Source organism: Arthrobacter sp. ZGTC131 (assembly GCF_002929275.1).
Lineage (GTDB): Bacteria > Actinomycetota > Actinomycetes > Actinomycetales > Micrococcaceae > Arthrobacter.
The window spans coordinates 66,387-79,508 of sequence record NZ_PJIK01000005.1; the positions used below are offsets into that span (position 1 = coordinate 66,387).

General features: G+C 67.5%; 11 protein-coding genes. 8 read left to right on the forward strand and 3 right to left on the reverse strand.

The window, feature by feature from the left end; all coding sequences use genetic code 11:
* Positions 1–107 precede the first annotated feature (107 nt).
* The 6 genes from leuS to holA all read left to right on the forward strand — a co-directional run bounded on the left by leuS (position 108) and on the right by holA (position 8,060).
* Positions 108–2,639, forward strand: coding sequence for a leucine--tRNA ligase (leuS, locus tag CXQ90_RS08500; protein ID WP_104138433.1), 2,532 nt, complete (start codon positions 108–110; stop codon positions 2,637–2,639).
* 56 nt (positions 2,640–2,695) lie between these two features.
* Positions 2,696–3,751 (forward strand): DegV family protein, encoded by a 1,056-nt coding sequence (locus CXQ90_RS08505; RefSeq protein WP_258064426.1) that lies wholly within the window; start codon positions 2,696–2,698, stop codon positions 3,749–3,751.
* A 73-nt stretch (positions 3,752–3,824) separates the two neighbouring features.
* Positions 3,825–4,010, forward strand: coding sequence for a hypothetical protein (locus CXQ90_RS08510; protein WP_104138436.1), 186 nt, complete (start codon positions 3,825–3,827; stop codon positions 4,008–4,010).
* A gap of 99 nt (positions 4,011–4,109) precedes the next feature.
* Positions 4,110–5,096 (forward strand): helix-hairpin-helix domain-containing protein, encoded by a 987-nt coding sequence (locus CXQ90_RS08515; RefSeq protein WP_258064427.1) that lies wholly within the window; start codon positions 4,110–4,112, stop codon positions 5,094–5,096.
* A gap of 1 nt (position 5,097) precedes the next feature.
* Positions 5,098–7,110: a ComEC/Rec2 family competence protein gene (locus CXQ90_RS08520; RefSeq protein WP_104138439.1), complete on the forward strand. Its 2,013-nt coding sequence runs from the start codon at positions 5,098–5,100 to the stop codon at positions 7,108–7,110.
* Positions 7,044–8,060 carry a DNA polymerase III subunit delta gene (gene holA, locus CXQ90_RS08525; protein ID WP_104138440.1) on the forward strand — a complete coding sequence of 339 codons (1,017 nt, stop codon included), beginning with the start codon at positions 7,044–7,046 and terminating at the stop codon, positions 8,058–8,060. The genes CXQ90_RS08520 and holA overlap by 67 nt, the downstream gene beginning before the upstream one ends.
* A 119-nt stretch (positions 8,061–8,179) precedes the next feature.
* Here holA and rpsT read toward each other — a convergent pair whose 3' ends face one another.
* The gene (gene rpsT / locus CXQ90_RS08530; RefSeq protein WP_104138442.1) at positions 8,180–8,440 is read right to left on the reverse strand and encodes a 30S ribosomal protein S20; all 261 of its coding nucleotides are present in this window, start codon (positions 8,438–8,440) and stop codon (positions 8,180–8,182) included.
* A 188-nt stretch (positions 8,441–8,628) separates the two neighbouring features.
* Positions 8,629–9,210, reverse strand: coding sequence for a type II toxin-antitoxin system PemK/MazF family toxin (locus tag CXQ90_RS08535; RefSeq protein ID WP_104138659.1), 582 nt, complete (start codon positions 9,208–9,210; stop codon positions 8,629–8,631).
* Between the two features lie 188 nt (positions 9,211–9,398).
* Between CXQ90_RS08535 and lepA the strand changes: the two genes are divergently transcribed.
* Both lepA and hemW read left to right on the forward strand, forming a co-directional pair.
* A complete protein-coding gene (lepA, locus tag CXQ90_RS08540; protein ID WP_104138443.1) occupies positions 9,399–11,252 on the forward strand; it encodes a translation elongation factor 4 in 1,854 nt (617 codons plus the stop codon).
* 36 nt (positions 11,253–11,288) lie between these two features.
* Positions 11,289–12,518 carry a radical SAM family heme chaperone HemW gene (gene hemW, locus CXQ90_RS08545; RefSeq protein WP_104138445.1) on the forward strand — a complete coding sequence of 410 codons (1,230 nt, stop codon included), beginning with the start codon at positions 11,289–11,291 and terminating at the stop codon, positions 12,516–12,518.
* A 27-nt stretch (positions 12,519–12,545) separates the two neighbouring features.
* Here the strand turns inward: hemW and CXQ90_RS08550 are convergent, their stop codons facing one another.
* The gene (locus CXQ90_RS08550) at positions 12,546–12,965 is read right to left on the reverse strand and encodes a DUF4870 domain-containing protein (protein WP_104138446.1); all 420 of its coding nucleotides are present in this window, start codon (positions 12,963–12,965) and stop codon (positions 12,546–12,548) included.
* Positions 12,966–13,122: the final 157 nt, after the last annotated feature.

Sequence of the window (13,122 nt, forward strand, 5' to 3'; positions counted from 1 at the left end):
CTCCATGTCGAGGGGCTTTTGTGTGTCCGGGACGCATTCCCGGCGGGCGGCAGGGGATCAGACCGTTGTGACAGACAGACGTCATGACAGAACAGAAGAGGGCAGCAGTGAGCGTTCAGCCGGAGACCGAGACCGGAACAACAGCAGGTGGAGCGGAAAGCCCCGAGGAGGGCGCCTACAGCTTCGCGGCAATGGAGGCCAAATGGCCGCAGGTGTGGGAGGACCTCAAGGTCTTCACACCGGCCGACGACGGCTCCCGCGAGCGCCGCTACGTGCTGGACATGTTCCCCTACCCGTCCGGCGACCTCCACATGGGCCACGCCGAGGCGTTTGCCATGGGCGACGTCGTGGCACGGTACCTGCGCCAGCAGGGATACGACGTTCTGCACCCGATCGGGTGGGATTCCTTCGGCCTGCCGGCGGAGAACGCCGCGATCAAGCGAAACGCCCACCCGAGCGAGTGGACGTACGCCAACATCGACACCCAGGCGGCCTCGTTCAAGCGCTACGCCATCTCTGCTGACTGGTCCCGCAGGCTGCACACGTCCGACCCCGAGTACTACCGCTGGACCCAGTGGCTGTTCAAGCGTTTCTACGAGCGCGGCCTCGCCTACCGCAAGGATTCGCCGGTCAACTGGTGCCCCAAGGACCTGACCGTGCTGGCCAACGAGCAGGTAGTCAACGGCGCCTGCGAGCGCTGCGGCACGGCCGTAACCAAGAAGTCGCTGAACCAGTGGTATTTCAAGATCACCGACTACGCGGACAGGCTGCTGGACGATATGTCCGAGCTGCAGGGGCACTGGCCCGAGCGGGTACTGGCCATGCAGCGGAACTGGATCGGTCGCTCCGAGGGCGCGCACGTCCGGTTCGTGATCGAGGCATCCGACGGACGCGCCGAACGCGAAGTCACCGTCTTCACCACGCGTCCGGACACCCTGTACGGCTCGACCTTCTTTGTCGTGGCCGCGGACGCGCACCTGGCCCTGGACCTGGTCACCCCCGAACACCACGACGCCCTCATGGCCTACCGTGAAAAGATCAAGGCCCTCTCGGACATCGAGCGCCAGTCCACCGAGCGCGAAAAGACCGGCGTGTTCACCGGCCGCTACGCCATCAATCCCCTGAACGGTGAAAAGCTGCCGGTCTGGGCAGCGGACTACGTCCTGGCCGACTACGGCACCGGCGCCATCATGGCCGTGCCCGCGCACGACCAGCGCGACCTTGACTTCGCCAAGGAGTTCGGCCTGCCTGTGCGCGCGGTGCTGGACACCGGCGAAGAGGATCCCGCCGTCTCCGGCAAGGCAACGGCGGGCGAAGGTACGCTGATCAACTCCGGTCCGCTCGACGGCCTGCCCAAGGCAGAGGCCATCCGGGCCGCCGTCGAAATCCTCGGCCAACAGGGCACCGGCGAGAAGTTCGTGAACTTCCGGCTGCGTGACTGGCTGCTGAGCCGCCAGCGTTTCTGGGGCACGCCCATCCCCATCATCCACTGTGCCGAGTGCGGCGAAGTGCCGGTGCCCGACGAGCAACTGCCGGTCACCCTTCCGGAGGACCTGCGTGGCGAGGCGCTGTCCCCGAGGGGCACCTCCCCGCTGGCGGCGGCCGCCGAATGGGTCAATGTCGAGTGCCCGAACTGCGGCCGTGCAGCCCAGCGGGACACGGACACCATGGACACCTTCGTGGACTCGTCCTGGTATTTCCTGCGCTTCGTCTCCCCGCACTACACCGACGGTCCGTTCGATCCCGCGAAGATCAACGACTGGATGCCGGTGGGGCAGTATGTCGGCGGCGTCGAGCACGCCATCCTGCACCTGCTCTATGCCCGCTTCTTCACTAAGGTCATTCATGACATGGGACTGCTCGCTGCGGACGAGCCCTTCAGCGCGCTGCTGAACCAGGGCCAGGTGCTCAACGGCGGCAAGGCCATGAGCAAGTCGCTCGGCAACGGCGTGGACCTGGGCGAGCAACTGGACAAGTACGGCGTGGACGCCGTACGCCTCACCATGATCTTTGCGTCACCGCCCGAGGACGACGTCGACTGGGCCGATGTTTCGCCGTCGGGATCCGCCAAGTTCCTGGCGCGCGCCTGGCGGCTGGGGCAGGACGTGACCAGCGAGCCCGGCGTGGACTTCAGCACGGGTGACCGGGCGCTGCGCACCGTCACGCACAGGACCATCGCGGACGCCGCGGAACTGCTGGACAACAACAAGTTCAACGTTGTTGTGGCCAAGCTCATGGAGCTGGTCAACGCCACCCGCAAAACCATAGACGCAGCCGCTGGCGCCGGCGGCGCCGATCCAGCCGTCCGCGAAGCGGCCGAGGCGGTGGCCGTGATCCTGAGCCTGTTCGCACCGTACACCGCCGAGGACATGTGGAACGTGCTGGGCCACCCGGCCTCGGTGGCCAACGCAGGCTGGCCCGCCCACGATGAGGCCCTGCTGGTGCAGGACACCATCACGGCTGTGGTCCAGGTCCAGGGCAAGGTCAGGGACAGGCTGGAAGTTTCGCCGGCAATTTCCGAGGACGAGCTGCGCGAGCTTGCGCTGGCTTCGGAAAACGTCCAGCGCGCCCTCGACGGCCGCGGCATCCGGACGGTCATTGTGCGTGCGCCTAAACTGGTGAACATCGTCCCGGCCTAGCCGGGTTCCGGCCGCCGGCAATGCCGGCGGCCGGCCAGAACTGCAGGAGGTGTGCCGTGATCGACCGCGAACCGGCTGCCTGGCTGTGGCTGAAGGAACACCTCGTCCGTCTCCGCCAGGCCACCCGGCCGGGGCAGGCCCCCGCCTCGGGCGAGCCCGCCGTCGTCGTCCGCACCGCTGTGGTGACCGACTCCGCCGCGGCGCTTCCCGCCGACTGGGTGAGGGCCTTCTCCATCAACGGCCGGCTGGCCGTTATTCCGATGCCCGTCATGGTGGGAGCGGAAATCTATGGCGAGGGCGAGGACGACATCGCCGAAACGATTGCCGTGGCATTGGCGGCCGCCACGCCGGTCAAGACGTCCCGGCCGTCGCCGGGGCAGTTCGAACAGGCCTACCGGGCGGCCGAACGGCACGGCTTCGAGTCCGTGGTGTCCGTCCATCTTTCCGGTGATCTGTCCGGCACGGCGGATGCCGCCCGCCTGGCGGCCGCACGGGTGAGCATCCCTGTCGAGGTACTGGACACGCGCACCGTGGGGATGGCCCAGGGGCTGGCGGTGCAGAGTGCGGTGGTGGCGGCGGCGGACGGCCGCAGTGCAGCCGAAGTGCGCAGCCTGGCTGAATCGCGCGCCGCCAAGACCAGGGTGTACTTCTACGTGCCCAGCCTGGAGCAGTTGCGCCGCGGCGGGCGGATCGGCGCGGCAGCGTCCCTGGTGGGGGCCATGTTTTCGATCAAGCCGATTCTTGCGGTCGACGGCGGCAAGATCGTTCCGCTGGAGAAGGTCCGTTCCGCTGCCAGAGCCGTTGCACGGCTGGAGGAGATCGTGGTCGCGGACGCCGCTGCGCGGCCGCCGGGAGAGGCCAGGGTGGCCATCCACCACTTCGGCAACGAGGCGGAAGCCGAGCTCCTCGCGGCCCGGCTGGCGGCCGCCTTGCCGGACACTCCGCCGGCGCAGATCAGTTCACTGCCTGCCGTGCTGGCGGCCCACGCAGGCCTCGGCGTCCTGGCCGTGATCGTGGGTGAGAGCAGCACATCGCTGGCCGGTTCCCCCAATGCCTCGGACGCCGGACGCGAAGAGGAACGGGACCGGCCGGAGGAACCCGCTCAGGGGTAATGCGCTTTGGGCCGGGGTATGGCTGTGCCGGGTCGGTGGTAGTACAGTCTGGTCACCGACCAAGGAGGCTCCCATGGGAATGCAGGTGCACCACGTCGCCCAGTTCGACAAGGACGTTGCCGGCGAAGTCACCAAATGGCTGAAGTACCTTAAAGGCCAGGTGACACACGTCCAGTTCCTCACCACCACCGTTCCGGATCCCAAAGCCCCCGAGAAGTGGCGCGTGCAGTACGAGGCCTACATCACGTATCAGCAGTAGTCGTACCTGGCCGGTTTACGTGGCAGCGCGCCACCGGCGCTATCCACATAGGGGCGGAACGCCCTTCATGCCTCGTTGCCGGTCTCCTACGGTGGTGGTATGTCACGCCGGAGCGCTGGAACCGCAGCCAGCACTCTGCCGCGCGCCGTTGCAGCACGCCGATCGGACGCGGGGCGCGTAGCAGGCGGCCGGGCAGCCGACGGGCGTGCAGCGAGGCGGCTCGCGGCAACACTCGGGCCGCTGCCGGACGACCAAGGTGGCCGTGCGTCTGGACGCACCGCTCCCGGAATGCTGGACACAGGGGACCTCCATGGCTTCAGTTACGGCGGCGGGACGGGAACCGCACCTGCCCCGGGGCCGGCCGACGGCGCGGGGGACGCGCGGCTCAGATGGCGGCTCGGGATCCGTGCCGCGGTGCTGCTGGGGGTAGTGTCGTTGCTCGCCGGAGGCTGGTTCTGGTGGAGGGTTGCGACCACCGGCCCGGAAGTCATGCCGCTGAGCGCTGTCACCAGCGATGCAGCAGAAACGACTCCCTCGGATGCCCCGGGAACGGTCGGCGACGGCTCCGCCGCGGCCGCCGACGGCCAGGGAGACTCTGCAGTAACGGTTGTGGTGCACGTCGCCGGTGCGGTCAAGAAGGCCGGCATCGTGGAACTGTCCCGGAACAGCCGCGTCCACCAGGCCATCGCGGCAGCGGGCGGCGCCACTCCGGCGGCTGACCTGAACCGGCTCAACCTCGCGTCCGTGCTGGAGGACGGCCAGAAGATCTATGTGCCCAGCCGTGGTGAAGCAGCGTCACCCGAAGCAGCGGTGGGAGGGGCGCCCTCGGAGGGAGGAGCGGGAGGCCCGGCCACATCCGGGGAGACAGGTGGTGGCGGCGGCTCGGCTCCGGGCGGCAAGGTGAATCTGAACAGCGCCGGCGCCGAGGAACTCGAGGAGCTCCCAAAGGTCGGACCGGTGCTGGCCCAGCGCATCGTCGATTGGCGCAAGGAGCACGGGCCGTTCAAGACCGTCGAGGAAGTCGACGCCGTGGACGGCGTGGGTCCGAAAATGCTTGAAGCGCTCCTTCCGCTGCTGACCATCTGAAATGGACGGCAACCGGAAAGGAACCAGGAGCCGGTGGCACCGGTATGTTGAGGCGGCGGTCAATGCGGAAGCCGCCGGCCGGGGTCCGGCCAGTCAGCCGGCGGCCGGCGGTGCAGCACACCAGATCCGGCCCGGCAGAAGGACGCAGCCAACCGGATCGGCACCCGGCCGGGCAGCTGCCGGCCACGCGGGAGCAGCCGGCCTGCACAGCTTCCGCGAAAAGGTCCGGCGGCGGCTTCTCCCCGATGCGCCGGACACGGCGGCCGCCGGCCAGCTGCGGCCGCGGGTCGACATCCGTCTGGCGCCGCCGGCACTGCTCGTGTGGGCCGCTACGGTCGCCGGCCCGTGGCTCACACCCATGGGGCTGCTGGGCATGTGCTGCGGGTGTGCCGCCGGGGCAGGATGCCTACTCCTCCTGGTGCTGCGGCGGCGAGACGCCCGCGGCCGCATTCCGCGGAGCTTCCTGATGACCGTTGCGGCATCCATGGTGCTCGCCGCTGCCGCAACGGCCCATTCCGCGGTGTCCGCCGCGCAAAGGCATGACGGTCCCGTGGCAGGGGCCATCGCCGCATCCGCGTCCGTCGTGGCGGAGGTGGAAATTACCGGCGCCCCTCGAGCGCTCAAAACGCCGGGCAGTTCGTCCCTGGCGCAACGTTGGGCGGTGAAGGCCATGGTCAAGACGCTGAATACCGGCGGCCGGCTACTCCGTGCGGAGGCCGCCGTCGTCATCATGGGTGGGCCGGACTGGGAGCATGCGGTCCTAGGACAGCTGGTCCGGGCCACAGGGAAGCTGCGGCCTCCTGATCCCGGCGACGTTGAAGCCGGTGTCCTCACCGCGTCTTCGCCACCGGTGACCCTCGAGGCGGCCGCGCCCTGGCAGCAGCAGCCTGCCGCCCTAGGCCGGCAGTTCGCAACGGCGGCCGGCTGGCTGGATGCTGATGCCCGCGGGCTCCTGCCGGGCATGGTGACCGGAGACACCAGCGGTCTGGACGAACAACTCGAGGCCGCCATGAAGACCGTGGGCCTGACTCATCTGACGGCCGTCAGCGGCGCCAACTGCAGCCTCATCCTCGGGGCCCTGCTGCTGGCCGCCCGCAGCCTGCGCCTGGCCAGGCTGCCGGCTGCCGCTTGCGCCCTGGCCGGACTTGGCATGTTCGTGCTGATGGTGGGCCCGGACGCCAGTGTCCTGAGGGCCTCGCTGATGGGCGCCATCGCGCTGGCATCACTCGCCGGCGGAAGAGCCGGCAGGGGGCTGAGCTTCCTGTGCCTCGCGGTCATCGCCCTGCTGCTAATCGATCCTGCACTGGGCACCAGTTTCGGATTCCTGCTGTCTGTCCTTGCCACGCTGGGGATCATCGTGCTGGGACGGCACATCATGGACTGGATTCCACCTGCAGTCCCGCGCTGGGCGGCCGCCGGCATCGCCGTGCCGCTGTCCGCCCAACTGCTGTGCGGACCCGTCATCGTGGTGCTGCAGCCGCAGTTCGCCACATATTCGTTGCTGGCCAATATGCTCGTGGCCCCGCTGGTGGCACCGGTCACCATCCTGGGGACGGCTGCGGTCCCGCTGGTGCCGCTCCTGCCGTGGCTGGCCACCGCCCTGATCGGCGTGGCAGGGCTGTTCGCGGCTGGGGTGGCCGGCATCGCCAGGTTCATGGCCGGCCTTCCGGGCGCGGCCCCGCCCTGGCCTGAGGGTCCGTTCGGATTGCTCACCATGGTGCTGTTCTCCGTCCTGACTGCGCTGGCAGCATGGGCGGCGGCCCATCCCGCCGGAACCATTCGTCTCGTGCTGGCCGCCCACTGCAAGACGGCCTGTGTGCTTGACCGGATCCTGGAAGGAAAGTCCATGCGGCCCGGGCCTTCCCGCAGGTCCGGCCGCGGCTTGGTGCAGCCGTTGCGCCGTGGCAGGCTTAGAGTCTGCAATCCAAATCCCGGGAGGAACCAACAGTGGCCGCTGCCCAGCCGCAACGATCCAAGACACAGGCCACCAATTCGGCCACGTGGCGGGATGTGACCCCAGCCGGAATCGTGCTGATCACCGGGCCTGAGGAATATCTCGGCATCCGGGCCATGGACCGGGTCCGATCCCAGGTGCGGGCCGCAACTCCGGACGTGGAGATCACCCGGCTCAATGCGGGCGCCTACGAAGCCGGGTCGCTGGCCATGAACGTCAGCCCGTCGCTCTTCGGCGAGAGCAAGCTGATCGAGGTTGAGGGCCTCGAATCGATGAATGACTCCTTCCTCGCCGACGGCCTTAAATATCTTGCCCGCCCGGAACAGGATGCCGTGCTGGTGCTTCGGCACGGCGGGGGAGTGCGCGGCAAGAAACTCCTCGACGCAGTCAAGGCCGGGGGCTGGCCGGTCGTCGACTGCCAGCCGCTGAAAAAGGACGCCGAGAAGACCGCATTTGTCGTGGCGGAATTCAAGGGGGCTTCGCGGCGGATCGAACCCGACGCTGTGCAGGCCCTGGTGAATGCGGTCGGCTCCAATCTGTCCGAGCTTGCGGCGGCCTGCAGCCAGCTCATTGCCGATGCCGCCACAACCGTTGATGCGGAAATGGTTGAACGCTATTACGGCGGCCGCATCGAGGCGACTGCCTTCAAGGTCGCTGATGCCGCCATGGCGGGCAACGGACCGGCCGCCCTCTCCACGCTGCGCCACGCCCTCGCCACGGGCGAGGACCCTGTTCCCCTGGTGGCGGCCCTGGCCGCGAAATTGCGAACGGTGGCCAAGGTGGCCGGCGCCCAAGGGTCATCGGCGCAGATTGCCAAGCAGCTCGGCATGCAGCCGTGGCTCGTGGAACAGGCTCAGCGCGACGTCCGCCGGTGGACGCCCGAGGGCCTCGCCCGGTCCATCCAAGTGACCGCCGAGGCCGACGCGCAGGTTAAGGGCCTCTCGCGGGACCCTGTGTACGCGGTCGAACACGCGGTGACCGTGATCGCCACCGCCGCCCGCGGCCGCTAGCAGCAAGCGGCAACACGGCTCCGACCAGCCAAGCGGCGGCTGGCAGCAACACCTTAAAGAGATGTGGCCGGCACCAATGGTGCCGGCCACAAGCATCAGTTCAGTTGAACTGGAAAACCTTAGAGTGCGTTGACCTTCTTGGAGATCGCCGACTTGCGGTTTGCAGCGTTGTTCTTGTGAAGAACACCCTTGCTGACAGCCTTGTCCAGCTTACGGCTGGCAGTAACGAGCGCAGTAGCAGCGGCATCCTTGTCGGTGGACGCAACGGCGGTGGTGACGGCGCGGATGGCCGACTTCAGCTCGGACTTGACTGCGTTGTTGCGCAGGCGAGCCTTTTCGTTGGTCAGGATACGCTTCTTCTGGGACTTGATATTTGCCACGTGTGAACTCTCTTTTTAATGCGGAAATGGTCTAGAGGGCTTTCAGGTTGGCCATTGACTGAGCGGCGTGGGGATACCTATGGCGGCCAACCATCAGTGGCCGTCGACCTGCACGGACACACAGCTATGAATAGTATCAGATTTCGGTCAACCGTGGCCATTTGGTGCAGGCGCGCCGCGCCAGCGATTTACTTCCAGCCGCGCAGCTGACGAAGAGCGTCGGCCACCAGGAAAAACTGGCCCCGGTCAAGGATTGCGCCCTCCCGGCGGATGTCCGCGGCGTGGATCTGGAGGACGCGGTCGAGTTTGGCCTCGCTGGGGCGCCACTGCCGGTCCCAAGGCCCGGTGCCGATATCGACATAGTCGCGGCGGCCGCGGGGATGACCGTCGTGGTCCTTGCTGGTCAGCATCAGCCCGAGCAGGTACCGCCCGTGGCTACCGACCAGCAGCACCGGACGGTCCTTGCCCCGGGAATGGTCTTCTTCGTACGGCACCCAGGTCCACACCACTTCGCCCGGGTCCGGGCGTCCGTCGGGGGAGGGGGAATACCGGATGGTTGCCGTGCCCCGGAAGTCGCCGGGGTAAGTCCCGGTCAGCGCCCCCGCACCGGTCCCGGCGCCGACCCCGGTCCGGGACGTTGCCGGCGCGGACGTCCGGACGGAGGCGCTCTTTGCTGTCGCCGCACGGGAGCGCTGCGGACGCCCCAGGTCCTTGAGGAAGCGGAGGGGCGCCCGTAGCGCCCTGCCGATGGTGCGTAGGTTCATGGCCATGAGCGCAACGATACCGCCGCGTTGGTCACCGGCCCGGACGCGGAGGCGCACCGGCCGGGCATAGCAGCGCAGAATGTACTGCCACGGGCCAGGACGTGGGAGACTAGAGGCTCAGATATGCGGCAGGTGGCAGGATGGCCAGATTCAGCCTGAACAACGCCGCGGAATGCCAACAGTAAGGACCCTGCGTGTCTCCCATGGCCCGCACCGCCCCGGTGCCCGCCGCGACAGATCCGGCCATCATTCGGAATTTCTGCATCATCGCGCACATTGACCACGGCAAATCCACCCTGGCCGACCGCATGCTTCAGTACACCGGCGTCGTGCAGTCGCGCGACATGAAGGCCCAGTATCTGGACCGCATGGATATCGAGCGAGAGCGCGGCATCACCATCAAGTCCCAGGCCGTCCGCATGCCTTGGGAACTCGACGGCGTCAGCTACGCATTGAACATGATTGACACGCCGGGCCACGTGGACTTCACATACGAGGTGTCCCGGTCCCTGGCCGCCTGCGAAGGCGCAGTGCTGCTGGTGGACGCGGCCCAGGGCATCGAGGCGCAGACCCTCGCCAACCTCTATCTGGCGATGGAAAACAACCTAACCATCATCCCGGTCCTGAACAAGATCGACCTGCCGGCTGCGCAGCCCGAGAAGTACGCGGCGGAACTGGCCAGCCTGATCGGCGGCGACCCCGACGACGTGCTACGCGTCTCCGGCAAGACCGGCATGGGCGTCGAGGTGCTGTTGGACAAGATTGTTCGCGACCTTCCCGCCCCCGTGGGAGACCCGGACGCCCCCGCACGTGCCATGATCTTCGACTCTGTCTACGACACCTACCGCGGCGTCGTCACCTACGTCCGTGTGGTGGACGGCATGCTGCACCCGCGTGAACGCATCCAGATGATGTCCACCCGCGCCACCCACGAACTCCTGGAGATCGGTGTCAGCTCCCCGGAGCCCACCCCCTCCAAGGGGCTCGGCGTGGGCGAGGTCGGCTACCTCATCACCGGCGTGAAGGACGTCCGCCTGTCCAAGGTGGGCGACACCGTCACCAATCTTGCCAAGCCGGCCACCGATTCGCTCCCCGGCTATGCCGACGCCAAGCCGATGGTCTTCTCCGGCCTGTATCCGCTGGACGGCACGGACTACCCGGTGCTCCGCGATGCCCTCGAGAAGCTGATGCTCAACGACGCCGCGCTGGTGTACGAGCCCGAAACCTCAGCCGCGCTGGGATTCGGTTTCCGCGTGGGATTCCTGGGCCTGCTGCACCTGGAAATTACCCGCGAGCGGCTGGAGCGTGAATACAACCTGGACCTGATTTCCACCGCCCCCAACGTGGAATATGAAGTGACGCTGGAAGACAAGAGGGTCGTCCACGTCACGAACCCCAGCGAATACCCCACGGGCAAGATCGCTGAAGTCCGCGAGCCGATGGTGTCCGCCACCATCCTGGCGCCGAACGAGTTCGTCGGCGCCATCATGGAGCTGTGCCAGAGCCGGCGCGGCGTCATGGGCGGCATGGACTATCTTTCCGAGGACCGGGTGGAAATCCGGTACCGCCTTCCGCTGGCCGAGATCGTCTTCGACTTCTTCGACATCCTCAAGTCCAAGACCCGCGGCTACGGATCGCTCGACTGGAAGGCCGACGGCGAGCAGGTGTCGGATCTGGTGAAGGTGGACATCATGCTCCAGGGCGAGCAGGTTGATGCCTTCTCCGCCATCACCCACCGGGACAAGGCTTACGCCTACGGCGTGATGATGACCGGCAAGCTGCGTGAACTCATTCCGCGCCAGCAGTTCGAGGTCCCCATCCAGGCCGCCATCGGCTCCAGGATCATCGCCCGCGAAAGCATCCGCGCCATCCGGAAGGACGTCCTCGCCAAGTGCTACGGCGGTGACATTTCCCGGAAGCGCAAGCTGCTGGAAAAGCAGAAGGAAGGCAAGAAGCGCATGAAGATGGTGGGCCGCGTCGAGGTCCCGCAGGAAGCCTTCATCGCCGCGCTGACCACCGACGAGTCCAAGGACAAGGCCAAGAAGTAGTGATGATTGTGGCCGGAACCACCGGAGGCCGCACCCGTGCCTAGCGTTCTTCCCCTCGGCGACCCGGCGCCGTCGGACGGTCTGTTGCCCGCCCAGGCAGCGGACGGTGCGGCGGGCCGGGCCTTCGGGCTGTACGTGCACATTCCGTTCTGCGCCGTCCGGTGCGGATACTGCGACTTCAACACCTATACGGCCACAGAGCTGGGCGGCGGCGCGTCGCAGGATGCCTACGCCTCCACGGCCATCTCCGAGGTGGACTTCGCGGCTGCCGTCCTGCGGGACTCAGGGATTCCGGACCGGCCGCTGAGCACGGTGTTCTTCGGCGGCGGGACGCCCACGCTCCTGCCGGCCGAGGATCTGGCCCGGATTCTCGGGGCTGCCATCAACGAGTGGGGCCTGGAACCCGGCGCCGAGGTCACCACCGAGGCCAACCCTGACTCCGTCACGCCGGAGTCCCTTGCCGTCCTCAAGGATGCCGGCTTTACCCGGGTTTCCTTCGGCATGCAGTCTGCCGTGCCCCATGTGCTGAAGGTCCTGGACCGTACCCACACCCCCAGCCGCGTGCCGCAGGTGGTGCAGTGGGCACGGGAAGCCGGACTGGCTGTGAGCCTGGACCTGATCTACGGGACACCGGGAGAGTCGCTGGACGACTGGCGCCACTCCCTCGAGACCGCTCTGTCCTACCAGCCCGACCACATCAGCGCCTACGCGCTGATCGTTGAGGACGGCACCAAGCTCGCCGCCCAGATCCGCCGCGGTGAAGTCCCGGGCATCGACGACGACGACCACGCCGACAAGTACGAACTCGCCGACCAGCTGATCGGCGAAGCGGGTCTTAGCTGGTATGAAGTCAGCAACTGGTCACGGACGCCGGAACAGGCCTGCCGGCACAACCTTGCCTACTGGCGGGGAGACGACTGGTGGGGGATCGGGCCCGGGGCGCACTCCCACGTCGGCGGCGTGCGCTGGTGGAACGTTAAGCACCCGACCGCCTATGCCGGCCGACTTGCCTCGGGCGCCTCCCCGGCGGCAGGACGCGAGACCCTCGACGCCGAAACACGCCAGGTGGAGAAGGTCATGCTCGAGGCCCGCCTGGCGTCGGGACTGGACGTCGCTTCGCTGTCCGCCTCGGGCCGGCACGCTGTGGCAGGGCTCATTGCGGACGGCCTTGTGTCACCGGCGGAGGCCTTTCAGGGCCGCCTGGTCCTCACGCTCAAGGGCCGGCTGCTGGCCGATGCCGTGGTCCGCAGGATCCTACCGGACTAGCCGCACTGCAACCAGACCGCCGGGGCGTTACTTGATCCAGCGCAGGTTGTACTGGTACCGGTGCGGCTGGCCACGGTTGACGTGGATGCCCGCGGACACCGAGAAACACGTCAGGGCAATCCAGATGAGGGTCGCAAGCACAGCGAAGATGTTGCCCACCACGGGAAGCAGCACCAGGATATTCGCCAGGACCGCCGCGATGGTGGGCGGCAGCGCGAAGTTCAGGGCTTCCTTGGACTCCTGCGCCGTGAACGGCCCGCGGTCACGGAAGATCAGGTAGATCAGCAAGGCCGGCACGCAGCCCAGGATGCCACCGAAGTGCGCCAGCGTGGCCCACTGCCTGTCCTCGCTGGCGGTCAGCGGAAGCGCATTGGCGGGAACGCCATGGTACTGCGGCAGGTCCTGGCCGGGCGGTGTGTCCCTGCGGTCGCGAGCGTCTTCTGCCACGTGTCTTCCTTAAACTTGCGTTGTTGCGTTATTGCCGGTGCCTGCGGTGTGCTGGCGCGACCGGCCCCGCGGGGCCGGACGGCGGCAGCGCACAAGGCGCCGTACCAAGAATACTGGGTCGGGCGTTGAATGGACGACCAATCTCCCGCACGGCACG

What these genes read in the sequence shown, in the direction of transcription:
- CXQ90_RS08510 (WP_104138436.1), top strand. Translation starts at nt 3,825, where the DNA reads ATGGGAATGCAGGTGCACCACGTCGCCCAGTTCGACAAGGACGTTGCC.
- CXQ90_RS08515 (WP_258064427.1), top strand. Translation starts at nt 4,110, where the DNA reads ATGTCACGCCGGAGCGCTGGAACCGCAGCCAGCACTCTGCCGCGCGCC.
- CXQ90_RS08520 (WP_104138439.1), top strand. Translation starts at nt 5,098, where the DNA reads ATGGACGGCAACCGGAAAGGAACCAGGAGCCGGTGGCACCGGTATGTT.
- CXQ90_RS08535 (WP_104138659.1), bottom strand. Translation starts at nt 9,210, where the DNA reads ATGGCCATGAACCTACGCACCATCGGCAGGGCGCTACGGGCGCCCCTC.